Source organism: Priestia sp. Y58, from assembly GCF_029522095.1.
Classification (GTDB): Bacteria; Bacillota; Bacilli; order Bacillales; family Bacillaceae_H; genus Priestia; species Priestia megaterium_E.
Window position 1 is genome coordinate 1,031,951 of sequence record NZ_JAKWFL010000001.1, and the last position, 22,664, is coordinate 1,054,614.

Annotated in this window: 22 protein-coding genes; 5 read left to right on the plus strand and 17 right to left on the minus strand. The window is 38.8% G+C overall.

Annotation, left to right across the window (positions count from 1 at the left end):
- Positions 1 to 152: 152 nt before the first annotated feature.
- The 6 genes from MMB68_RS05405 to MMB68_RS05430 form a co-directional block, all read right to left on the minus strand.
- A complete protein-coding gene (locus MMB68_RS05405; protein ID WP_221784701.1) occupies positions 153 to 3,254 on the minus strand; it encodes a DNA translocase FtsK in 3,102 nt (1,033 codons plus the stop codon).
- A gap of 429 nt (positions 3,255 to 3,683) precedes the next feature.
- Positions 3,684 to 4,289: a YtpR family tRNA-binding protein gene (gene ytpR, locus MMB68_RS05410; protein WP_013085234.1), complete on the minus strand. Its 606-nt coding sequence runs from the start codon at positions 4,287 to 4,289 to the stop codon at positions 3,684 to 3,686.
- A 2-nt stretch (positions 4,290 to 4,291) separates the two neighbouring features.
- Positions 4,292 to 5,104, minus strand: a complete 813-nt coding sequence (locus MMB68_RS05415) for a DUF1444 domain-containing protein (protein WP_221784702.1) — start codon at positions 5,102 to 5,104, stop codon at positions 4,292 to 4,294.
- A 76-nt stretch (positions 5,105 to 5,180) separates the two neighbouring features.
- Positions 5,181 to 5,498 carry a thioredoxin family protein gene (locus tag MMB68_RS05420; protein ID WP_013059504.1) on the minus strand — a complete coding sequence of 106 codons (318 nt, stop codon included), beginning with the start codon at positions 5,496 to 5,498 and terminating at the stop codon, positions 5,181 to 5,183.
- A 153-nt stretch (positions 5,499 to 5,651) separates the two neighbouring features.
- Positions 5,652 to 6,176: a DUF84 family protein gene (locus MMB68_RS05425; RefSeq protein ID WP_277548340.1), complete on the minus strand. Its 525-nt coding sequence runs from the start codon at positions 6,174 to 6,176 to the stop codon at positions 5,652 to 5,654.
- Between the two features lie 58 nt (positions 6,177 to 6,234).
- On the minus strand, positions 6,235 to 7,308 hold the full coding sequence (locus MMB68_RS05430) for a M42 family metallopeptidase (RefSeq protein ID WP_221784704.1): 1,074 nt from the start codon (positions 7,306 to 7,308) through the stop codon (positions 6,235 to 6,237).
- A 152-nt stretch (positions 7,309 to 7,460) separates the two neighbouring features.
- Here MMB68_RS05430 and MMB68_RS05435 point away from each other — a divergent pair, with 152 nt between their 5' ends.
- Positions 7,461 to 7,772, plus strand: coding sequence for a PepSY domain-containing protein (locus tag MMB68_RS05435; RefSeq protein WP_221784705.1), 312 nt, complete (start codon positions 7,461 to 7,463; stop codon positions 7,770 to 7,772).
- On the opposite strand, the gene MMB68_RS05440 is transcribed toward MMB68_RS05435, so the two are convergent.
- Both MMB68_RS05440 and trmB read right to left on the minus strand, forming a co-directional pair.
- Entirely contained in the window at positions 7,741 to 8,598 is an 858-nt protein-coding gene (locus MMB68_RS05440) for a YtnP family quorum-quenching lactonase (protein ID WP_153253773.1), read from the minus strand. The genes MMB68_RS05435 and MMB68_RS05440 overlap by 32 nt on opposite strands.
- Before the next feature lie 75 nt (positions 8,599 to 8,673).
- Positions 8,674 to 9,324, minus strand: coding sequence for a tRNA (guanosine(46)-N7)-methyltransferase TrmB (gene trmB, locus MMB68_RS05445; protein ID WP_221784706.1), 651 nt, complete (start codon positions 9,322 to 9,324; stop codon positions 8,674 to 8,676).
- 127 nt (positions 9,325 to 9,451) lie between these two features.
- On the opposite strand from trmB, the gene MMB68_RS05450 reads away from it, so the two are divergent.
- Positions 9,452 to 9,730: a YtzH-like family protein gene (locus MMB68_RS05450; RefSeq protein ID WP_013059510.1), complete on the plus strand. Its 279-nt coding sequence runs from the start codon at positions 9,452 to 9,454 to the stop codon at positions 9,728 to 9,730.
- Between the two features lie 6 nt (positions 9,731 to 9,736).
- On the opposite strand, the gene MMB68_RS05455 is transcribed toward MMB68_RS05450, so the two are convergent.
- The 4 genes from MMB68_RS05455 to thpR form a co-directional block, all read right to left on the minus strand.
- Positions 9,737 to 10,531: a phosphotransferase family protein gene (locus MMB68_RS05455; protein ID WP_028410490.1), complete on the minus strand. Its 795-nt coding sequence runs from the start codon at positions 10,529 to 10,531 to the stop codon at positions 9,737 to 9,739.
- Positions 10,532 to 10,722: 191 nt separating this feature from the next.
- The gene (gene pulA / locus MMB68_RS05460) at positions 10,723 to 12,864 is read right to left on the minus strand and encodes a type I pullulanase (RefSeq protein ID WP_221784707.1); all 2,142 of its coding nucleotides are present in this window, start codon (positions 12,862 to 12,864) and stop codon (positions 10,723 to 10,725) included.
- 92 nt (positions 12,865 to 12,956) lie between these two features.
- Positions 12,957 to 13,880 carry a hypothetical protein gene (locus MMB68_RS05465; protein WP_221784708.1) on the minus strand — a complete coding sequence of 308 codons (924 nt, stop codon included), beginning with the start codon at positions 13,878 to 13,880 and terminating at the stop codon, positions 12,957 to 12,959.
- Positions 13,881 to 14,015: 135 nt separating this feature from the next.
- Complete coding sequence (gene thpR, locus MMB68_RS05470; protein ID WP_221784709.1) at positions 14,016 to 14,570, minus strand: RNA 2',3'-cyclic phosphodiesterase; 555 nt, start codon at positions 14,568 to 14,570, stop codon at positions 14,016 to 14,018.
- Positions 14,571 to 14,760: 190 nt separating this feature from the next.
- On the opposite strand from thpR, the gene cysK reads away from it, so the two are divergent.
- The gene (gene cysK / locus MMB68_RS05475; RefSeq protein ID WP_221784710.1) at positions 14,761 to 15,693 is read left to right on the plus strand and encodes a cysteine synthase A; all 933 of its coding nucleotides are present in this window, start codon (positions 14,761 to 14,763) and stop codon (positions 15,691 to 15,693) included.
- A gap of 31 nt (positions 15,694 to 15,724) precedes the next feature.
- On the opposite strand, the gene pepV is transcribed toward cysK, so the two are convergent.
- Positions 15,725 to 17,128 (minus strand): dipeptidase PepV, encoded by a 1,404-nt coding sequence (gene pepV / locus MMB68_RS05480; protein ID WP_221784711.1) that lies wholly within the window; start codon positions 17,126 to 17,128, stop codon positions 15,725 to 15,727.
- A 408-nt stretch (positions 17,129 to 17,536) separates the two neighbouring features.
- Here pepV and MMB68_RS05485 point away from each other — a divergent pair, with 408 nt between their 5' ends.
- The gene (locus MMB68_RS05485) at positions 17,537 to 17,758 is read left to right on the plus strand and encodes a DeoR family transcriptional regulator (protein WP_013059517.1); all 222 of its coding nucleotides are present in this window, start codon (positions 17,537 to 17,539) and stop codon (positions 17,756 to 17,758) included.
- A 222-nt stretch (positions 17,759 to 17,980) separates the two neighbouring features.
- On the opposite strand, the gene MMB68_RS05490 is transcribed toward MMB68_RS05485, so the two are convergent.
- Positions 17,981 to 18,697, minus strand: coding sequence for a pseudouridine synthase (locus MMB68_RS05490; protein ID WP_221784712.1), 717 nt, complete (start codon positions 18,695 to 18,697; stop codon positions 17,981 to 17,983).
- Between the two features lie 50 nt (positions 18,698 to 18,747).
- Positions 18,748 to 20,391 carry a putative polysaccharide biosynthesis protein gene (locus MMB68_RS05495; RefSeq protein ID WP_014457980.1) on the minus strand — a complete coding sequence of 548 codons (1,644 nt, stop codon included), beginning with the start codon at positions 20,389 to 20,391 and terminating at the stop codon, positions 18,748 to 18,750.
- A gap of 211 nt (positions 20,392 to 20,602) precedes the next feature.
- Here MMB68_RS05495 and MMB68_RS05500 point away from each other — a divergent pair, with 211 nt between their 5' ends.
- Positions 20,603 to 21,874 carry a BaiN/RdsA family NAD(P)/FAD-dependent oxidoreductase gene (locus MMB68_RS05500; RefSeq protein ID WP_221784713.1) on the plus strand — a complete coding sequence of 424 codons (1,272 nt, stop codon included), beginning with the start codon at positions 20,603 to 20,605 and terminating at the stop codon, positions 21,872 to 21,874.
- A 4-nt stretch (positions 21,875 to 21,878) separates the two neighbouring features.
- On the opposite strand, the gene MMB68_RS05505 is transcribed toward MMB68_RS05500, so the two are convergent.
- Together MMB68_RS05505 and MMB68_RS05510 are read right to left on the minus strand one after the other, a co-directional pair.
- A complete protein-coding gene (locus MMB68_RS05505) occupies positions 21,879 to 22,058 on the minus strand; it encodes a sporulation protein Cse60 (protein WP_013059521.1) in 180 nt (59 codons plus the stop codon).
- Positions 22,059 to 22,269: 211 nt separating this feature from the next.
- Positions 22,270 to 22,581, minus strand: coding sequence for a rhodanese-like domain-containing protein (locus MMB68_RS05510; protein ID WP_014457977.1), 312 nt, complete (start codon positions 22,579 to 22,581; stop codon positions 22,270 to 22,272).
- Between the last annotated feature and the right edge of the window lie 83 nt (positions 22,582 to 22,664).

The window sequence follows — 22,664 nt, forward strand, 5'->3', positions numbered from 1 at the left end:
TCTTCCAAAATCTCTACTCAAATTCTGTATAAACGAACTTAAAGCAGGAAAAAAAGAAGCCACGGATACAGTGACAGAGCGTTAGCTCACACAATGCTGTATCCTGCTGATTTTGCATAGCCTCTTTTTTAACCTACATGTTGAAAAACAGCTTAAAATGTAGAAGTGGCTGTTTGACTTTCCATTTCCTGAAGCTCGTTTTCGGTAATGAGCACATCTCTCGGCTTGCTTCCTCTTGCTTCTGAAATAATTCCTTGCTGCTCCATCATATCAATTAGACGCGCTGCCCGATTGTACCCCATTCTGAAGCGTCTTTGCAGACTGGAAGTAGATGCACCGCCTTGATCTAGCACAAACTCGCATGCTTCATAGAAAAGCTCATCTTCTTCATTTGAAGCAAAGCTTTGCTGCTTTTTCAACAAATCTTCTTGATCAAATAAGTATGTTGGCTTCATTTGTTTTTTGACATGATCTACAACGCGATCAATTTCTTCATCTGAAACAAAGTTCCCTTGAATTCGAACGCTTTTAGAAGATCCGTTTTCAAGAAGCAGCATATCACCTTTACCTAATAGCTTCTCTGCTCCCCCTGTGTCGATAATTGTACGTGAATCAACTTGCGAAGAAACAGAAAATGCGATACGCGTTGGCACATTCGCTTTAATTAAGCCTGTAATAACATCTACAGAAGGACGCTGCGTTGCAAGCAATAAGTGAATGCCACACGCTCTTGCCTTTTGTGCAATACGGCAAATAGCTTCCTCTACTTCCCCTGGAGATACCATCATCAAGTCAGCAAGTTCATCAATAATAATAACTAGATACGGCAGCTCCCCGCTTTTTTCATTATGTTCTTTTACACGTTCGTTGTATTTTGTAATATCACGTACGCCCGCATGTGCAAACAGTTCATAACGGCGCTCCATTTCCTCTACTGCCCATTTTAAAGCTGTAGTAGCTGCTTTAGCATCCGTGATAACCGGGCTGACTAAATGCGGAATACCGTTGTAAGGAGCTAGTTCAACCATTTTAGGGTCAATTAACATAAGCTTGACTTCGTGTGGCGCAGCTTTATAAAGCAAGCTGACGATAATAGTATTAATACACACGCTTTTACCAGACCCTGTCGCTCCGGCAATCAAACCGTGAGGCATTTTATTCAAGTCAGTCACAACCGGCGTTCCTGAAATATCTAATCCTAATGCCACCGTTAAAGGAGAGTTATCTTTTCTAAAAGAAGGATGCCTCAAAATTTCACGAATTAACACCGGCTTACTTTGACGATTTGGCACTTCAATTCCAATCGTATTTTTCCCTGGAATCGGCGCTTCAATTCGGATATCACGCGCGGCTAGGCTTAGTTTAATATCATCTGTTAAATTCGTGATTTTGTTCACTTTCACACCGGGTTCAGGATGTACTTCAAATCTGGTCACAGTAGGACCTTGCGTGACGTTTACGACCTTAGCTCGAACGTTAAAGTTTTTTAATGTCATATCCAAAAGCTCACGCTGCTCATCCGCCCATTGATTATCTTCTTCAATAGCAGCTGGAGGAATGTTAAGCAAGTTCATTCCAGGAAATGCATAAGGAGAAGAAGCCTTTACATTTACAGGTTCTTCAGCTTTTAACGAAGCCTGCGGAACCGCTTCTTTGGTTTTTTCACCGTGAACTTCTTCTTGCCTACTTACTTCCGTTTTTTTTTGCAGAGATTGTGGCTCCTGCTTTTGGTGGGAAGTCTGTGACGGCTGACTTTTCTCACGAGAGCCGTTCTCCATCTTCGTGCGGTCTTTTTTCAGCATCATCACGTTAAAAGGCACTAATCGCTTACCGCGAGCTCGTTCAGCATTTCCTGGCTGTTCTGCAGGTACAAGAGGTTCTACAGCTGACTCTTGCTGTACTTGTTCTTGTAACTCTTGACTTTCCTGCATACTGCTCCCTTCCTCTTTTATCACCGAATTTTCAAGCTCTTGGTGAACAACAGCCGATGCCGCTTCTGGTTGCCGTTCATCAGCTGCGGGTTGCGATGAATTTAAACTTTCAGAATTCAGCTCATGTTCTGCTTCCATATGAACACTGTTTGCTGGCTCTTCTAAAATGACGTCACTTTCTTTCTCAGCAGCTGGAACTTCTTTCTTTCTAGGCTTTAGTGCTTCTACTTCTTCTGCTGCTTGTAAAAACACTGCGCTTCCGTCCATCAACGTTTCTGTTTCTACTTCTTCAGTCTCATTTCCTATCTCTTGTTGGAGAGAAACTGATGATTCAGACGGACGCGTTTCCTCTGAAATTGGAACTTCTTCGGCCGCTGTCATACCTTTCGCTAAATCCCAGCCAAGAGTTCTCTCTTGTCCCACTAACGGTTCGACCGCGTGTGATTCTTCAAAAGCTGGCGCCTCTTCCTGTTCTTTTACAGCTGCTGAAGAACTTGGCTTTTCTTCAGGAAATGATAGCTTCTCTTTTTGATTTTCCTCATATTGCTTCCACTGAGCAAAACGCTGAGAAGACAGTTGCATCATTTCTTCTGTTTCTTGAATCGGTGCTTCTTCAGCTATAGGTTTAGAAACTGGTTTTCTTAACGGCTCTACAACAGCTGTATTCATCGCTCGTCGGTAAATTTCATCTTCAAACGCTGCTTTTGATAACTGTGTACTCGGAAGCTCATATTCTACTACTTCCTCACTTCCTTTTTGTACAACATTAGAAGGCCGCTTATTAAACCCATAAACAGGTGAAGGAATTTCAGTCGGACGAAACGGACGTTTTCTTACTTGCGGAACCGCTTCTTTCTTTTCAGATACCGTTTTTAACGGCTGAGATACTGACTTAGGCTGCGTTAGCGCCGACTTGCGAACAGGCTCTTGATAAAACGAAGCCGGTGCCTTTTTTGCTACAGGCCTTGGTTCATTTTTAGGAGCTGCTGCCTTTTTTGCTTCTCCCGTATCATCAATTAAAGGAAAACGAAATGTTCCTTTTGGATATTGATAAGCTACTTTTGTATGAACATCTTGCTGCTCTTCACTGTAACTCCGCTTTTGCGTTCTGGCCGAGTGTGGAACAGCAGGTTTTGGCGCTGCTTTCATCACTGGCTTTTGATGAACTGACTGCATTTGTTTCGGCTTAGGAGCCTTCTTTTTAGGAATTGTTTTTTCTCTATTTAAAGGGTATTCTTCCGTTGTATTTCCATGTTCGTCTACAACGATTTCTTTCACTTCGTATCCTAGTAAATAATCCATTACTTTTCGTACAAAACCCATTTTTATCACTCTTTCTATCAGACTATCTTACTTCGTTTAGCCTCTTATATCGCAGTGCTGCGATATCTACAAAAAGCTATCCATGTATCCTTTATTTACCTTTGGCCTCAAAGTATTCTCTGAGATGGATATATATACTATCTTTTCATTTATCATTCTATCACGTATGCTTGAACTCTTACTATAAAATCTACTATTTTGCTTCCCTTATTTATACAGTAAAATTCCTCTTTGCAAAAATATTTTTTCGCGTCTAGTTAGCACTCATAATTAAACGCGAAAAAAGCCACTAGTATATACTAGTGGCTTTTAATTTTATCAAACCTTTTTAAGAATTGACAATTGCTTTTCAGCAACTGTAACGCTTTGAAATATAGGTGTAAAAAAACATCCTGCTTTTGCCCTATAAATCAGTATGGCACTCTGCTTTTATGCTTGAAAAGGTTGACCTACTTCATATTTGTCTTCAAGTACTAAAATCCCTTTTTCTTGAGGAGCGTTCGGAAGCGCCAGCTCTTTAGCAGAGCAAATCATACCTGAAGAAGGTACACCGCGGAGCTCTGCATCTTTAATGATCATACCGCTTGGCATAACCGCTCCTACTTTTGCTACCACGACTTTTTGACCTGCGTCTACATTTGGTGCTCCACACACAATTTGAAGTGTTTCTGTGCCAACATCTACTTTACAGATGTTCAGCTTATCTGCATTTGGATGCTTTTCTTTCTCTTGAACATATCCCACTACAAATTTAGGAGATAAATCCACTTCAAGTTTACCTTCAAAACCGCTTTCGCTAAGTACACGATTTACTTCTTCCACCATTTCTTCTGTTAATTCAAGAGAACCATTTCCCTCTACTTTTAACTTAGAAGAAGCATGAAAGATGTTATAGCCAGCTGTTGTATTTGATTTTTGATCAAAGATACGCACAACGTCGCCTTTTGTTTCAAACGTGCGATTTTCAATTGCGATATCTTCTAGCTTGACGATTAACGTATCGCCGATACCTTCTTTATTATAAAAAAGATTCATAATTAGTCCCGTCCTTTACTGCGATTTTTTCCTAGAATAAAAATAGGTTCTAGCTCACCGTTTTCGTATAAAAATGAAAGAGCTGTGATGGGTACACGTCCACTTGCAAAAAAGCTCATGGTCATTTGCGCAAGAATATCATAACCCGTTTCGTTTTGGATATCAGCTAGAATCAGCACATCTTGATGGGGTACTGCTATAGCCATTGTGCCCGAAACACTAGAAGCAAAATCTTGCAAAAATGTCTCGTTAAGAATTCGGCTTGCATCGTATCCATCGTTCTGATTTACAAAATAAAAGTCATTGCCTGCTACCGTATCTTTTTTATGTGAAATCGGCAAAGAGCGAAGATTAAATTTAGCTATTTCCCGCACTGCGGATAGATCTAAATTTTCCTTACGAATTAGTTTCTCATCTAATAGACGATATGTATTGCCTAAATCAAGCGCATAATAAATGCGTGTTTCAGCTGTATGTTCATCATAAATCAACGGCACGTCTTCATTCGATTTATCTGGAAAAGACGTTGAGCGAATAACTGGATAAATGCGCTTTTCTTTTCCCGTTACCTGCTGTTCATCGTTCATAACACGAAGAGCTTCTTTTATATAATATACCATTTCATCTAGAGCCGCTTCCTTTTTTTCTTCCCATTTTGCAATTAGCCCAGGTAAAGAAATGGTTACACCTTTTTTCGTTTCCTGATGTTCAACGCGCAGCGTATCTTTTTCACGATCAAATAAAAATGACCAATCCGCACCCGTTAATCGCTCTTCTAATAGTTTTCTCATCTTTTGACTATTCATTTTCGCCATATTTACGCCTCCTTTTCTCATTTTTATGTATGAAGGAAGACTGATAGCTGTAGATCGCTATCAGTCTTCACTTGATTTATGCATTTAAGCCGTTAATAAACTCTTCAATTTCTTCTTTTGTTTTACGGTCTTTGCTGACAAAGCGCCCTGTCTCTTCTCCGTTGCTGTAACCAACAAAGCTTGGAATTCCAAAGATGCTTAATTCTGCACAAAGATCGATAAAGTCGTCGCGGTCGACATAGTGAAATGTATACTCGCTATGATTCGCCTCAATTTCTGGAAGCACAGGCTCGATTACTCGGCAATCTGGGCACCAGTCTGCTGAAAACATCATGATATGTTTTCCTTCTTTAATGATTTCTTTGTATTGTTCAATTGTTTGCATTTTTTCCATTTTTCTTTCCTCCACTTTTTCTTTTACTTTCGTATTTAAACGGCTAAAGCCCTATACATTATTTAATCCTTCTACATCAAAACATAGTATATGAGTTGTTGCAACTATCATACACTGATGCTTTTCTATTATAAAGGGTTACAAAGAAATTTCCTATTGAACAGCTTGATTTGTCCTAAAATCTAGCTGTCCTTTTAGCATTAAAACCACCTGATAAAACATAGCGGTCCGATCTAAATTTCCATTGGTAAAAATACCGATTGCTCCTTCTTTTTTTCGAATATTCTTTTGGTTTGTATACACTTCCATAGCTTCGGCTAATTCTTTTTTATCATCACGAAGCATACCGGCTACCGCTTCAGGAAGCCGAATACGAGCCCCTCCAGCTAAAATCGGTTCAAGGTCTTTAGAGGTAACAAGACTTCCCCAATTGCAAAGGAATAAGCCATAAGGTGTTTCCTGCACCCCTCCTTCAAGCCCAATGCCGATATCAGCACCTGTCTCTTTGACAGCAGCACGCGCGCGGTTAATCGCTCCTTGGATGGTTTCTTCATCAGAAAAAGGCTGTGGCGACACCCCGGACTGCACGGCTACCTCTACATATGTAAAAGTATCTCCAAATACTTTTTTTACTGCATTTACTTTTGTTGGATTTTTCGTTCCGATTGCAATTTTCATTTTTTTCTCCTGTCATTATGAAACAAAGCAACCGCAAAAGCAGCTGCTTTGTTCTTTTTTATCCGTTTTGCTTAATCGTATCGAGCGTTGTTTGGTCTGTAGAACGTACAAGTTTGACTAGTAATTCTTTTGCGGCTGCATAGTCATCTACATGAATCATAGACGCATGAGTATGAATATAACGTGAACATACGCCGATGACCGCAGAAGGAACTCCATTATTAGAAGTATGAACGCGCCCTGCATCCGTACCTCCCGGAGAAACAAAGTATTGATAAGGGATGCTGTTTGTCTCAGCTGTATCTAAAATAAATTCTCTCATTCCCCTATGTGTGACCATCGTACGGTCAAAGATACGAAGTAATACGCCTTTTCCTAATTGTCCAAATGCATTTTTATCGCCTGATGTATCGTTAGCAGGACTAGCATCTAGTGCATAAAACAAATCCGGTTTAATCATATTCGCAGCTGATTGAGCACCGCGAAGTCCTACTTCTTCTTGAACAGTAGCTCCAGAATATAAAATATTTGGCAATTTTTCATTTTTTACTTCTTTTAATAATTCCATCGCAAGTCCGCACCCATAGCGATTATCCCATGCTTTCGCCAGTATTTTCTTTTCATTTGCCATTGGCGTAAACGGACAAATCGGTACAATTTGATCGCCAGGACGAATGCCCATTTCTGCTACTTCCTGCTTGCTATCTGCGCCCACATCAATCATCATATTTTTAATAGCCATTGGCTTGTTGCGCTGTGATTCGTCTAATAAATGGGGAGGGATAGAAGCAATTACGCCGGTGATAGGACCTTTTTTTGTAACAACATGGACGCGTTGAGCTAGCAGTACTTGACTCCACCATCCTCCTAGAGTTTGAAAACGAAGCATTCCTTTATCTGTTACAGACGTAACCATAAATCCTACTTCGTCCATATGTCCTGCTACCATTACTTTAGGACCTTTTTCTTCATTATAGCGAACGCCAAATAAACTTCCTAACCCATCTTGAATGACTTCATCTACAAGGGGTTCAATTTGCGAGCGCATAAATGAACGTACTTGATGTTCGTTTCCAGCGGCACCTGGTAACTCCGTTAATGTTTTAAATAGAGATAGCGTTTCATTGTTCATATATACTCTCCTTTATGTATCATTTTCTTTATTGTATCGAAAACCGGAAATAGTTGCTAGTTCCGTCCTTCTCTTCTATGACTCAACTTAACAAAGCATTCGACAATTTGATATAATGATGAAAACATATCCTTAAAAAGCAGGTGAATAACGTGAAATGGACTCAACTAATAGCAGGAGCTGCAGTCGGATTTGCAAGCGCTTATATTATTCAAAAAAGAAAGTCGTCAATTTCCTCATCGGAAGCCCTTACGATTGTTAAAAGCGCTTTTAAACAAAATGGGGCAATCGACGGCTCATGGATTGAAACAACGACTAAAGTCATTCAAAAACATGGTCTCTCTTTTTATGGTTATACAGGTGGAATTATCAGAACACGTGATGCAAAACAGGAATATTACGAGTTTTTCATTGATAAAAAAAGCGGTGCTATTATTGAATTGACGCTGAATGCATCCGTTTAATTTCGTCAACTATTTCTCCTTTATTATCCCATTTTACAGCTCGATAAAAAGCATCATGATAAAAACTTAGCCAAGCTTGATGCTCATAGGCATAAGCTAGCCACTGCTGCTTTTGTTCAATCGAAGTCATTGGATAATCATCATATGCCATTACCCATAAGACATTTTGATGTGCATGTGTTGGCAAAAGATCGCCCATGTGCACTAAGATGTCATTGTTTCCTTTTAATACAACTACAGCATGACCATCGCTGTGACCGCCGGTATGATGAACCGTCACTCCAGGCACAATTTCATCTTTGTCACTAAATGTTATTACTTGATGCTGAATAAATTCCCAATTTTGTTTCCAATACGTATTTTTAGAACGTATATTAGGATTTCTCATTTCATTCCACTCGATTTCACTAACAAAGATTCTTGCATTTGGAAAAGCAGAGGAAAAATGTCCGTTGGTACATTTTGTTAATCCTGACACATGATCAAAGTGAAGATGCGTCATAATGACATGAGTAATATCTTCACATGTGAACCCTAACTTTTGTAAATCTTCAGCAATAAATGATTCTTCTGTTACACCAAAATGACGCTTTTTTTTCTCATCCAACATACCCTTCCCTATGCCTGCATCGATTAACATGAGGTGTTTTTCAGTTTGAACGAGCAAAGGATCAGTCCTCATTGGAATTCGATTTCCTTCTGAGATAGGATATTTTTTTGTCCAAAGCTCTTTTGGAACAACACCAAACATTGCTCCTCCGTCTAAATGATTATTCCCTCCACGAAGCCATGTCACTTTTAATTCACCTATTGTTAACGTTTCCATTTTACACCTCCATTATATTCCTTTTTATTTTATCACTATTTCCTTCTCTTTTTGAACAAAAAAAGACTGAGGAACTCAGTCTTTTTCGTTCAGGTATTTTACTTCACAGCGGTAAATGCGGCTGCCTTTTTGTGAAAATTTCTCTTCATATTCCGTCATAACATTGCCTTCAAAATCGCTTTTATGCAAATCTAAGCTCACGTATTTAAGAAGAAGCCCATATTCTGAAAAGCTTGTCAATGAATATTCAAATAGCCCTTGATTATCCGTTTTAAAGTGAATTTCTCCACCATCAACCAGCAGGTTTTCATACATGCTCAAGAACGTTTTGTATGTTAAACGGCGCTTGGCATGTCTCTTTTTCGGCCATGGATCAGAAAAATTGAGATAAACGCGATCCACGTCATTTTTTGCAAAAAACTCGCTAAGATGGTTAGCATCTACATTCAATAGCTTTAAATTTGGAAGCTCTTCTTCAATCAATCGTTCTAGAGCACTTAAGATGACACTTTCATACATTTCAATTCCAATATAGTTGATATGCGGATTTTGTTTAGCCATCCCTACTAAAAATTGGCCTTTTCCTGTTCCTACTTCAATATGAAGAGGATTTTCGTTTCCAAAAACCTCTTTCCAGTTCCCTTTATACTCTGCTGGGTTTGGAACCACGCATTGGGGATTTTCAGCTATTTTATCTTTTGCCCAAGGTTTGTTTCGTAATCTCATGTTGCACCTCTTTAAAGTATTTTGACGCATTGAAAATGTCGGTTATTCGAAACAACCGACATTCACATGCATAATTGTGTTTAGATAGAAAAAAATAAGAGCATCATACGAGAAAGGATGATGCTTAATGCCTTTAAATGCCGAACACCAAATGAATATATTAAAAGATATTTTATCTAATCATCAAAGTGATTGCTGCGGAACGGTTGCGGAATGTGAACAGGTTGAACGTTTAATTCAATCAATGTTAGCTAAAGGATATGCTAGCACGGACGTACAAGCAACACTACAAAACGTGTATAAATACACGCAAGATGCAAAAAGTGCTGCTCATTTAGACGAACATATTCAAACCAATCAACAAAATTTATCACAATGGGTCCAAGAACTATCTACCTTGTCATAATCTTTGCTACTGTGCTTGAATGTCGTTGACGAGCAACATCCGAAGATATTCAAGCCAGTAATTCATTTCAGAATGTTCATTTTTCGAACGATGCCATTCAATGAATAAAATGGTTTGACTTATCACATACCACTTCATTCTCTTTTTCAAGTTCTCGGTTAGTTCAACCCCGTAATGCTCAAGCCATTCTTCCCACTGAGATGGATTGATGTACCAATAAAGCAGTAAACCTAAATCAATAGCAGGATCTGCAATCATCGCTCCGTCCCAGTCGATTAAATATAGCTGCGTATTCTCTCCAAGCATCCAGTTATTGTGGTTCACATCACAGTGACATACAACATATTTATCTGTCTGAACGGACGGAAGCTCTGCTTGTAAATAACTGATTCCCTGCTCTACAATACTTTCTTTTTGAAGTCGCTCGTCCACATTCTCTACAATATCGGCTAGCACGTCTTCGGGAAGAAGCGGTGTTTTCCCCAACCTTTTCAACATATCTAATAACTCGTTTGAATGATGAATTTTACTAAGCAATTCTGTCACTCGACTCGAATTCATATCTTTTGGTTTTAATTCTCGACCATCTAGCCAGTGCTGAGCTGTGATCACATCTCCATTTTCCATTCGTCTTGTCCACACGAGCTTCGGTACAATTCCTTCAGCTGACAATACTGCTAAAAAAGGTGATGAATTACGCTTTAAAAAAAGCTTTCGGTCTTGAAATTTTGCAAAATAAGCTTCTCCTGTCGCTCCGCCAGCAGGAGTAATTTCCCATTCGCTTCCTAATATATCTTCCAACCAATTCACCTTCAATTTCAACACACACATTTCGTTTAAAAATTTCACTCAATAAAGCAATCTATTAAGACATCATGACGTTATTTTCTTAGTAAATAAAAAAGACGGCTATTGAGGATATGTATCAATAGCCATCCTTTATAAATATTATCTCCATCACACTTTTTTCGTCAAGTGGTTGAAGACAATAATTACGTTTGAAATAAAATAAGAACGCTAAGCTTTGAAACGTTTATAGCATTATCCTCTATAATAGGATACCCATTTTTATATACTTTACAATGATCAAGTGCTACTTTCCATGGTCCTCCTGGCAAAACTACTTTTTCTTCCATTAGGCCTTGATTAAAAAACACGATAATATTCTTCCACGGACCGTAAGCCAATACGTTTGATAAGCAATAGCCAATAATGGATTGCGGCGTGTTTAGGAAAGAGACATGCTGCCTAATCACTGAAGCATCTCCCAAGCGAAATGCACCGTGCTGTTTGCGAATACAAATCAGCTCTTGAACCCAATTCACATCAGGAGAAAATTCGATTCGTCGATTCCAATCAAGTGCATTAATATCATCGGGTGAATTGTAGCTGTTCTCTACGCCTTGTTTAGTGCGGTAAAACTCTTGACCACTATGAAGAAACGGTATGCCTTGCGAAAGAAGTACAATAGCAGTAGCAAGGCGGTGACGACTTCTACGAGTGTCTTCGTCTTCGTCTCCGTTTGAATTCGTTAACTTATCCCACAGCGTATGATTATCATGTGATTCAACGTAATTAACTGATTGTGCTGGATTTATAAATAAAGCCCGGCTGTCTTCTTTATCCAGAATGCTCCCCGCTATTACAGATTGCACGGTCTCTTTTTGATGAATATTTCCGCTGATAAAACCTTTTTCATATACATCAAACGTGCTTCCTTTTACAGAATCTCGAAAGCGATCATTAAAATAGCCGATTTGAGGCGTTTGGCGGGCATTCGCCATAATTGCTTTTTGATTGTAGGGGAGAGGAGTATTTAAATCCCAGCCTTCGCCAAACACCAAAATAGTAGAATCAATTTCATTTATTTTTTCACGAATGATGTTCATCGTTTCTATATCTAAAATTCCCATGAGGTCAAAGCGAAACCCATCAACGTCGTACTCTTTTATCCAAAATAATACTGAATCGATAATAAACTTTTGCGCCATTTTCCGTTCAGAAGCAAAATCATTTCCTACTCCCGTCCCGTTCGAAGGCATCCCAAACTCATCATGTCGAAAGTAATAGCCCGGAACAATTTTTTCAAAAGGTGATTCTTCTCGTACAAATACGTGATTATAAACTACATCTATAATAACACGGAATCCCTGTTGATGAAGTGTTGATATTAATTGTTTCACCTCAGCAATACGAGTGGCGGGATTTGAAGGGTCAGCGGAGTAGCTTCCTTCTGGTACATTAAACAACAATGGATTATACCCCCAATTATAAGAAGCATGAGGATTTAATTCATCTACTCCGCCAAAGTCGTTAATAGGAAGAAATTCAAGGTGAGTCACTCCTAGCTCTTTTAAATAATGAAGACCTGTTGTTTTGCCTGGCTGCCCGCTTGATTCAGTAACAGCTAGGTACGTGCCTTTTTTTTCTATCCCGCTTGAAGGATGAATAGAGAAGTCGCGAACGTGCATTTCGTAAATAACGGCATCCGTTGGCTGAAGGAAAGGCGGCTTTTCATGGAGATGAACATAGTCTGTATGAAGATTTATCAGAACTCCGTATTCACTATTTGCTGTAGCTGCAACGGCATAAGGATCCACCGCTTCATTTGTCCGGCCGTTTACATCTATTAAAAATCGATAATAATACCCTTCTTTATCTAAGGGAAGTTCTTTTTCCCATACCCCTTTTCTTTGACGAGCCATGACGTACAGTTCTTCTTTCCCGCTGTTTGCATGTATTAATTTTAAAACCACTGCTGATGCAGTCGGGGCCCAAATTTTTATCATAATATAATCTGAATAAAATGCTGCACCCAAATCATTTTGATTATAATAAAATCTCTCATCAAACTCTTTGGTTCGTATAACAGCCCCTACCTGGAGCGGAACTTTCTCCCCGTAATTATCACAGATAACGTACGACTGTCCAATTTCTATGCTACCTTCAACCTTGCCTTCATATTTGATAAAACCTTCTAATTCATGTACGTTTTCAATAGAGATGGTCTCATGCATTTGTGTACTTTTAATCACAAAAAAATCAATTTGACCTTCATGATAAGAAGTTGGAACTAAAAGAGTAATACGATCTATTTGATCTAAATAAGCTTGAAACTTATTATCACCAGTCATCCTTTTCTCCTCCTTATGCCAATTACCTCTTTAGTAGCATTATATGTAGCAAACGCAAAAACGAAAGCACTTTCATAGCGTGAATGTTCGTATTATTCACCTTCGAATTCTCGGTCAAAATAAATACTCTGGCTGTGTTCGAGCAATACTTGAGCTGCTTTCATCTGTTTAAACTTTAAAGGGGCTTTAGATTTCCGAAGTTCATAAAACCACTCTTCGTACTTTCTAGCATCTACAAATTCAACCTGATAAGGCTCCGCAGCGTAATCAATGTATCCATTTCTGCTCAGTAATATTTTCTTTACGTTATGTTCAATATCGTGAGTACGATAGATGCTTCGGACAATTTGCTCCGTTCGATTTAACCCAATTAAAGGATTTAATATCTTTTTTTGATCTCTTCCTCTTAACTCTGTCCAAAAATTTTCTTTTGAATACTGAAAAACAGCGCTTTTATATGTTTCTATTAAACAAATACAGAGGGTTTCCGTTGGAGTAACAATAATGATATCTCCTTCTACCGGAGCTTTATTAATCATGAAAACAGGCTTGTACATCACGAGACACGTATCAGGAAAGCGCTGAATAAAATAACGGAGAGCTTCATCATGGTAATATTTACGATCTGCTTGTGAGAACTCAAATAAAGTGGATGTAGCCCATTTCATTTGAAGATCAAATACATTTTCTAAAAACAATATTTTCAAGTCTTCCGCTGTTTGTGGAAGAGTTGTAAACCTCAATAGCTCTTGATTTTCCACGCTATCGCTAGAGAACGCTTCTTCCACTTCACACGTTTCTTTTTTTCTTGTAAACCGCTCTTTTGCTTTTTGCAAAAATGAACGTTGAGCTTTTGTTTCTTTTTTTACAGGCGGCTCATGTAATAGCCCTTCTTCAAATAATTGCTTTACTTTCTTCCAATTATGCTTTTTTAAGTGATTAAACTGAGACGTGTAGTGATAAACGTCTTTTTCATAACGGGAAATATAATCTTGCACCTTAAGTAGCTGCGCCACGTTTACATCAATCCCCTAATTAAAATTCCTCTAAAACTTTGTTCGCCGATGATTTCTCTATTATCATCGGCGTTTTCTTTCCTTTGATAAGAGTGATTTTTAAATAACCTCTCTCCTTGCTTGTATGTTCATATGCTACTGTGACTGCAAGGAAAAAGATAGTATTTTTTTATACTTAGGTTTGCTGGCAGGATGAACTTCAAAAAGGGCAAACGAACTTACTTGAAACTGTTCTTCAATCGACGTTTGCTTTAACTGTTCTTCCAAAAGTCCGGCTTCCCCTCCCCACTTCTTTGCAATCGTAATATGAGGACGATAAGGACGTTTTTCGTATAAGCCGCTTAGATCTTCCCATACGGCCTGTATATCCCTTTGCAGATTCATAAGCTTATCACTTGGCCTAAGGCTTACATAAAGCACTCTAGGCTTGTTATACGCACCGAACACATCGTACTGACCTGTCTGCAGTGAAAAACTTGAATGACGGGAGGCTACTTCTTTTAAGCGGGTAATCAGCTTTTCCTTTTTGTCATCTAAAAACCCTAAAAATTGTAGCGTTATATGATAATCGTCAGGGTATGTCCATTGTTTGAAAGGAAAGGGTATTAATTCCTTTGCCCAATTTTCTGCCTGATGTGCAATAGATACAGGCACATCGATTCCAATAAAATAATGTTTATCACCTTTCATCAAATCGCTCCTTCTCTTTTTATTATCTTTCCCCAATTGGTTATGTTCAAAAAGAGCTAGATCTATTTTAAAGGTTTTTCCGGATAAAATAGAGAGGTTTTTCTGAAAATTTGTCATGTGCTTAAAAAATAAGAATTTGTGTTATCATAGAAATAATACAGAGAATTTTTATAAGAAAAGGATGAGAAAAATGAAAGTTGTTAACAATATGGCTGATTTGATTGGCGAGACACCTCTTGTTAAGTTGAATCGTCTTCAACCTGCAGATGGAGCATCCGTTTACTTAAAACTAGAGTTTTTTAATCCAAGTCGTAGTGTAAAAGACCGTGCTGCTTTTAATATGATCGTGGAAGCTGAAAAAGCAGGCTTGCTCAATGAAAATTCTACTATTATTGAACCAACGAGCGGAAATACAGGTATTGGCTTAGCTATGAATGCAGCGGCAAGAGGTTATCGTTCTATTTTAGTCATGCCAGATACCATGACTCAAGAACGAATTAACTTGTTAAAAGCATATGGTGCTGAAGTTGTTCTAACACCGGGTGATGAGAAAATGCCTGGAGCAATTCGCAAGGCAGAAGAGCTTACAAAAGAAATTCCAAATGCATTTATGCCCATGCAGTTTGAAAATAATGCAAACCCTGACGCTCATCGAAAAACGACTGCTAAGGAAATTATCGAGGCAATGAACGAGTTAGGCAAAGACCTATCTGCTTTTGTTGCTACTGCTGGAACAGGCGGAACGATTACAGGAACTGGTGAAGTCCTAAGAGAAAACTACCCAAATATGACCGTTCATGTTGTGGAACCAGCTGGGTCTCCTGTATTATCTGGAGGAAGACCTGGTAAGCACAAGCTTGTAGGAACAAGCCCTGGATTTATCCCTGATACGCTTAATGTGGATGTTTACGACGAAATTTTAAAAATTAATGATGAACAAGCCTACGATATTACGCGACGCTTGGCTTCTGAAGAAGGAATTTTAGTCGGTCCTTCATCTGGCGCTGCGTGCTATGCTGCTATCGAGGTAGCCAAAAAATTATCTCCTGATCAAGTGGTCGTATGTATCGCTTGCGATACAGGTGAACGTTATTTATCAAGCGACCTGTTCTCATTTGAATAATAAAAAAGCGAACGCAAAGGCGTTCGCTTTTTTATTTAGCTAATTCGTAAATAGCCTGTGCATAGATAGCTGTTGCGCGAAGTAAATCTTCAATTACCATGTACTCGTCTTTTTCGTGCGCTACTTCTTCACGGCCTGGGAAAAGAGGGCCAAATGCCACGCCTGCTTCTAATGCTCTGGCATATGTTCCTCCTCCAATTGAAATGAGTGTAGGTTCTTCATTTGTTTGTTCTTGGTAAACCTTTTGAAGCGTTTGAATAAGCTCATGTTTTTGATCGACGTGATGTGGTTTAGAATCTGTAAAATGTTTGATGGTCATTTGATAAGATTCACTTTTTTCTTTAATCGTATCAATAATATCGTCAATATGAGCTGATACAGGATAGCGAATATTTAAACCAAAGTGCCCCGCTTCTTCTTGATTGTAAGACATGATTCCAACATTTATCGTTAAATCACCCGTGACCTCATCTTTGCGATTTAAGCCCATTTTTTCGCCTAGTGCATCTTGGACTAAATACGCATTTGCATAACCTACAAACTGATTAGCTTGTTCATCAAGTTCTAATGTGTGTAAAAAGCGAAGAAGTGTAAGTCCAGCATTTTTCCCTTTATCAGGCACACTGCCATGTGCTGAAACGCCTTCTAAAGTAAGTGTGTATACATCGCTCTTTTCTGTTATTGAACCTTTTAAAGACTGATCTTTTAAAAATTGATCATATTTATTTTTAATATCCGTTTCAATATGGAATTCAAGAACAGCTGTTGCAAGATCAGGAACCATATTGTAGCGTCGCCCAGAGACAAATGATGTAAGCTGAACGCTTCCCTTTGTTCCTTCAATTGGCTGCTGGCGAATTTCTACGTCTGTAATGCCTTTTTCAGCAAAAATGATAGGAAAATCCGCATCGGGCGCAAACCCCATAGTTGGCATCTCTTCATGGTTGAAGTAGTGGTCCACACATCTCCAGTCACTTTCTTCATCCGTTCCAATGATCATTCGAACCCGTTTAGATAGAGGAAGCCCTAAATCTTTCACAATTTTCATCGCATAATAAGCAGCCATCGTCGGGCCTTTGTCATCGATTGCTCCTCTAGCAAAAATTTTCCCGTCTTTTATTTCACCGCCGTATGGATCAACCGACCACCCGTCTCCTTCAGGAACGACGTCTACGTGACACAAAATGCCAAGAAGGTCTTTTCCTTCTCCCGCTTCAATATGACCTGCATATCCGTCTACGTTCTTGACGGAAAACCCGTCATTTTTTCCTTTGTTTAAAAGAAAGTGAAGCGCTTGAGCAACTCCAGGTCCGAATGGCTCTTCTTTTTTTTCTGTGCTTGTCAAAACACTTTTAATTTGCAAAAAACGCTGCGTCTCAGCTAGAATTTCAGCTTCTCTTTTTTGCACTTCCTCTTTCCAATTAATTGCCGTCATCTGTTTGTCTCCTTTTCCTGCTTTTACAGATTGTATCTATCATTACTATTGGTAATTTTAACTTTATCATACCTTTATATAGAAAGAAATAATTGTCTCTTTCCTTTCATATCAAAGGTTTACAGAGTCAAAATTCCGGGAAATAATTTGTAGGCACAATCGATAAAAACGGATTCTATTTGTTTATTGTTTACATATACTATAAAAAATGTGCAAATAGAGGAAGGAGATGTTACGAAAGGATTACATATTTATATCATTTTTTGTAAATATTGTGTTAATTTGCGTTTTCTCTTTTATTTTTCTGTCGATTTTGTGTACAATAAGGATAAGGACTGAAATAGTGCTTGACATCTCAGAGTTATAAAGAAGTTGTGCCTTACGAAAAACGAATAAGGAAGTGGTTTTTTGAAACCTTCAACTAATCGAATGCTAACTCGTATCAAATCGGTCTATATGTTCATTTGTAAAAATGGAACAGTTACAACGCAAGAGCTCGTAGACGAATTTGGTATTACACCAAGAACCATTCAGCGTGACTTGAATGTGTTAGCATATAATGATTTAGTTCGCAGCCCAAGTCGCGGTACATGGACGACTACGCAAAAGAAGGTCAAGATGTCATCCTAGTAAGTTTATTTCAAGGGTAGTAAGTGATTTATATATAGAGATAAAATTCTACGCAGTAGAAAGTCAAGACTTGGACGAGTGCATAGTCCCCCGCTCCATTTGCACGTCAAGCAGAGTTGGTACTCGTTTAAGTGCTTTAACGTGAAATGTTTCACTTGTCTAATAAAGTGGACAAAAAAAGGAACCATTTTAGACTTAGGTTCCTTTTTCTTTCGCCTCTTCTTAGGCATTTGATTTTTGTAATAAAGCTAGTTCTTCTTCCGTTAACTCCCTGTATTCTCCTAAATCTAACGACTCGTCTAATAGCAAAGCTCCCATAGATAAACGTTTTAAATACGTTACTTTTTTTCCTCTTGCTTCAAACATACGCTTCACTTGATGAAATTTCCCTTCAACGATCGTTAATTCAATTTCTGATTCCACACCGCTTGTTAGTACCTTTAACTCTGCTGATTTTGTTACGTATCCATCATCAAGAGTGACACCCTGTCTAAATGCTTCAGCATCTTCTTCAGTCACCGGTGCATTAATTTTTGCAAAATACGTTTTAGGAACGTGCTTTTTAGGAGATAGCAGCTGATGTGCAAGCTGACCGTCATTTGTCAGCAGCAAGAGCCCTTCTGTATCTTTATCTAAACGCCCTACCGGAAATGGATTATACACAGCATCGTCAAGTTCAAGTAAGTCCAAAACTGTTTCATGAAGAGAATCTTCCGTCGCTGATATGACACCTTGCGGCTTATGCAGCATAAAGTAAACAAATTCTCGGTAAGAAACGGCTTCGCCATGCACAGTTATTTCTTGTTCATCTGGATTAACATGTACCTTAGCATCTTTAACCGCTGTACCGTCTACCTTAACAGCTCCAGTCTTTAAAAGACCTTTAACTTCTTTTCGGCTTCCGTACCCAATGGTAGAAAGCAATTTATCCAAACGCATGTAATATCCTCCTTTTTTTGAAAAGAAGATGACTCTAACGAGTCATCTTCTTATGCACTGCGCTGTTTATTTCGGCGCAGTATCTTTCGTTCAATTGCACCTGTTACCCTCGCTCCCATTACTTTTTCAAGCAGGCTTGAACGATAGGTAATAATAAAGTAAATAAGGCCGCCTACTGCTGCTCCTATAATCGTAATAACAGTGGCAGAGAATCGTCCTGGCTCTGTAAACAGACCAATCACTGCTGCGACAATTTTTACGCTGATTCCCATAATCGCAACAAAAATGAGAATAAGCACAGAGCGTTTTATAAACTCACTGTAGTTGTATTTTGCGTGTTTTTGAATAAGCGCAAACATATAAACAAGAGATACGATATAGCCTAGTGCTGTCGCTAAAACTGAACCAATCTCGTGGAACATAAGAATAAATGGAACGTTCACGACAATTTTCACAATCAATCCAAATAATAGACTTAAAACAGCATATTTTTGTTTGTTGATTCCTTGTAAAATAGCTCCATTAACCGTGAAAAATGAGAACAATAAGGCTACTGGTGCATAGTAAAGCAAGACATTTCCACCCGCATCCGATGCATCTGTTCCAAAGAAAAACGTATACGCTGGGCCAGCCAAAGCCATTAATCCTACAGATGCTGGCAGCACAAGAAACATAATCGTTTGATATGTTTGATCAATTTGCTTTTGCAGTACGTTATAATCTTTATTCACAAAGGAACGTGTAATCGTTGGTACAAGAGTCAAACCGAACGCAGTAGCTAATGAAACAGGAATCATCACAAGCTTTGGAACATAAGACTGAACAATTCCGTTCATTGACTCTGCTATTTCTTTTTGTCCAGCCGCTACCATCGCACGGTTAAATGTGAATTGATCCACATACTGATAAAGCGGAATAGCTAAGCTGACAAAGACATATGGCAATGAATACGTAAGCAGCTCTTTAAAGATGGATACGGTAGAAATACGCGTCGGCGTTACCGTCTGCTCATTCACCATTTTATCGAGATGTGGCTTTCGTTTTTTCCAGTACCAAATTAATACGGCCAGTCCAGCAAGAGCTCCTACAAAAGCCCCCATCGTAGCAAATCCAACGGCTAGTGCAAGACTTCCATGGACAACTTTGATGACGATATAGGTAGATGCCAATAAAAAGACAACCCGCACAAGCTGTTCAACTACCTGTGAAACGGCTGTTGGCCCCATAGACTGGTGACCTTGGAAAAATCCCCGCATTAAACTCATCATCGGTACTACAATTAACGCAACACTAACCATTCGCATAACCATTACTACATCTTCTAAGGAGTTATTTAAATCAGAACCTCCCAGTGTAATTCTAGACATAACAGGAGCTAACGAATATAAAAGTAAAAATGCAAGTATTCCTGTGACAAGCATTAATTTCATGCCGGCCCGGTACATTCTTCTACTCGTATAGTAATCACCGAGTGCATTATATTTTGATACAAATTTCGATACGGCCATTGGCATACCGGCTGTAGCAATACTTAAATAAATAGCATATTGGTTATATCCGTAACCAAACAGTGCTCCCCCTACGGTTCCAACAAGGATCGCAAATGGAAATAAATAAATCATTCCCAAGATTCGGGATACATAGGTGCCAAGCGTCAGCACAAAGGTCCCTCTTAACAATTTTGAATCAGACATACGTTTGCCTCCGATACTTAATGTTACATACTGATAATAATGATAGAATTGAAAAGAAGCAAGTGACAGTATACACTAAGAAAGGTCTTATACTCACTCGCACTCGTCAACAAACTAAAAAAACAAAGACTATAGCCCATTTTATCCAATGTTGAGAGATTTGTCAGTGAACAAACTAAAATTTTTTAAGAATAGACAGGTTGGTGAAAGTATGATATATGATGTAGTCGTAATCGGAGGAGGACCTTCTGGTTTGATGGCATCGATTGCAGCTGGTGAGTCAGGTGCAAACGTATTATTAATTGATAAAGGCAATAAACTTGGACGAAAGCTGGCCATTTCTGGAGGCGGACGCTGTAACGTAACAAACCGCCTTCCGATTGATGAACTTATTAAACACATTCCAGGAAACGGACGCTTTTTATACAGTGCGTTTTCTGTTTTTAATAACGAAGATATCATCTCTTATTTTGAAGGCCTTGGAATTAAATTAAAAGAAGAAGATCACGGGCGTATGTTTCCGGTCAGCAATAAAGCGCAATCTGTTGTTGATGCATTAATTAGCGAACTTCACCGTCTTCGTGTGACAATTCGCACAAACACAGCCGTTAAACGCGTAAACTATGAGAATAACACGGTGAAAGAAGTAGTGCTTCAAAATGGAGAAGCAATCCAAACGAAAAGCGTTGTGATTGCAGTAGGCGGAAAATCAGTGCCTCATACGGGTTCAACAGGAGACGGCTATCAATGGGCAAAAGATGCAGGTCATAAAATTACGGAGCTTTATCCCACAGAAGTTCCTATTACATCTAGCGAACACTTTATTAAAACCAAGACGCTTCAAGGTCTATCGCTTCGCAGTGTAGGACTAAGCGTGCTTAATAAAAAAGGCAAGCCTGTCATTACTCATCAAATGGATATGATTTTCACTCACTTTGGCATCTCTGGCCCTGCCGCTCTTCGCTGCAGCCAATATGTTGTTAAAGAGTTAAAGAAACAAAAAAGCAACACTGTTCAAATGTCTCTTGATTTATTTCCTAGCCAAAACGAAGAAGATATTTTCCAAAAATTAGCCGAAATGACAAAAGAAGAGCCGAAAAAAGCGATTAAAAATGTCTTAAAAGGTTTTGTATCTGAACGCTATCTATTATTTTTACTTGAGCAAGCAGACATTGATAGCCAAGCTCTAGCGGGACAGCTTCAGCATGAGAAACTGAGAGAGTTCTCGAGAATGTGCAAACGATTTGAATTTGCTGTAAACGGCACGCTTTCTCTAGAAAAAGCATTCGTCACGGGAGGCGGCGTATCCGTTAAAGAAATTCACCCAAAGGAAATGTCTTCGAAATTTATGCAAGGTCTTTACTTCTGCGGGGAAATTCTTGATATCCACGGATATACTGGAGGATACAATATCACTTCTGCCCTTGTAACAGGCCGTTTGGCTGGCAGTAATGCAGGAGAATTTGCAACAAGCCTAGCATAATATGCTAGGCTTTATACATAACCATGGCTGAAAAACAGTACACCTGCTCATCACGATCAACATCCACTGTCACTTGATACTTAATATCAACGACGTCTTCATCCTCTAATTTCCGTAAAAATCGATTCACCGCAAATTCTAAATCTTTTTCATGCTCTTTATCAAACATTTTCACTTGTATCACAGCTTCTACCACCTTGTCCTATCAAATTTGCTTCAATCAGAATGGACTGCTTCTCTCAATGATGGCTTTCGTACTGATTTTCAACTTCTTCCTACCTCTATTTTTATGAAGACTTTTATAGATTTAGTCATCATTTGTTTTGCTACTATCATTTTAGTCGGATGGTAGAAGTTTAATTCAAAAAAAAAGCGCCTGTCAAAGGCGCTTTTTCTTATTTATTAACCGTTTTTCCTTCCCACTCTAACATACCGCCAACCATATTTGTTACTTTATAACCTTGTTCTTGAAGGTAGTAACATACGTTTTCACTACGGCGTCCAGAACGGCAAATGAAAATATATTCTTTGTCTTTATCGAAATAATCCACATTAGTTGGAATATCATTCATGCGAATGTGTTTAGCAGTTGGAATCATTCCTTCTGCTACTTCCTCATCTTCGCGCACATCAACTAAATGAAGCTCTTCTCCATTTTCAACGCGTTTTTGAAGCTCTTCAGGCGTAATCACTTTTACTTCTTCCATCTTCGTCATTCCTCTCTATTCTTTCATTCAGCTTGCTATCGCTATTGTAGCAAATTCAAATACCTTTATGCCACTAAATAAGA

What these genes read in the sequence shown, in the direction of transcription:
- ytpR (WP_013085234.1), bottom strand. Translation starts at nt 4,289, where the DNA reads ATGAATCTTTTTTATAATAAAGAAGGTATCGGCGATACGTTAATCGTC.
- trmB (WP_221784706.1), bottom strand. Translation starts at nt 9,324, where the DNA reads ATGAGATTACGAAACAAACCTTGGGCAAAAGATAAAATAGCTGAAAAT.
- MMB68_RS05500 (WP_221784713.1), top strand. Translation starts at nt 20,603, where the DNA reads ATGATATATGATGTAGTCGTAATCGGAGGAGGACCTTCTGGTTTGATG.
- pulA (WP_221784707.1), bottom strand. Translation starts at nt 12,864, where the DNA reads ATGACTGGTGATAATAAGTTTCAAGCTTATTTAGATCAAATAGATCGT.
- MMB68_RS05440 (WP_153253773.1), bottom strand. Translation starts at nt 8,598, where the DNA reads ATGGAAACGTTAACAATAGGTGAATTAAAAGTGACATGGCTTCGTGGA.
- MMB68_RS05420 (WP_013059504.1), bottom strand. Translation starts at nt 5,498, where the DNA reads ATGGAAAAAATGCAAACAATTGAACAATACAAAGAAATCATTAAAGAA.
- MMB68_RS05495 (WP_014457980.1), bottom strand. Translation starts at nt 20,391, where the DNA reads ATGTCTGATTCAAAATTGTTAAGAGGGACCTTTGTGCTGACGCTTGGC.
- MMB68_RS05415 (WP_221784702.1), bottom strand. Translation starts at nt 5,104, where the DNA reads ATGGCGAAAATGAATAGTCAAAAGATGAGAAAACTATTAGAAGAGCGA.
- MMB68_RS05450 (WP_013059510.1), top strand. Translation starts at nt 9,452, where the DNA reads ATGCCTTTAAATGCCGAACACCAAATGAATATATTAAAAGATATTTTA.
- pepV (WP_221784711.1), bottom strand. Translation starts at nt 17,128, where the DNA reads ATGACGGCAATTAATTGGAAAGAGGAAGTGCAAAAAAGAGAAGCTGAA.
- MMB68_RS05510 (WP_014457977.1), bottom strand. Translation starts at nt 22,581, where the DNA reads ATGGAAGAAGTAAAAGTGATTACGCCTGAAGAGCTTCAAAAACGCGTT.
- thpR (WP_221784709.1), bottom strand. Translation starts at nt 14,570, where the DNA reads ATGAAAGGTGATAAACATTATTTTATTGGAATCGATGTGCCTGTATCT.
- MMB68_RS05430 (WP_221784704.1), bottom strand. Translation starts at nt 7,308, where the DNA reads ATGAACAATGAAACGCTATCTCTATTTAAAACATTAACGGAGTTACCA.
- cysK (WP_221784710.1), top strand. Translation starts at nt 14,761, where the DNA reads ATGAAAGTTGTTAACAATATGGCTGATTTGATTGGCGAGACACCTCTT.
- MMB68_RS05425 (WP_277548340.1), bottom strand. Translation starts at nt 6,176, where the DNA reads ATGAAAATTGCAATCGGAACGAAAAATCCAACAAAAGTAAATGCAGTA.
- MMB68_RS05405 (WP_221784701.1), bottom strand. Translation starts at nt 3,254, where the DNA reads ATGGGTTTTGTACGAAAAGTAATGGATTATTTACTAGGATACGAAGTG.
- MMB68_RS05490 (WP_221784712.1), bottom strand. Translation starts at nt 18,697, where the DNA reads ATGCGTTTGGATAAATTGCTTTCTACCATTGGGTACGGAAGCCGAAAA.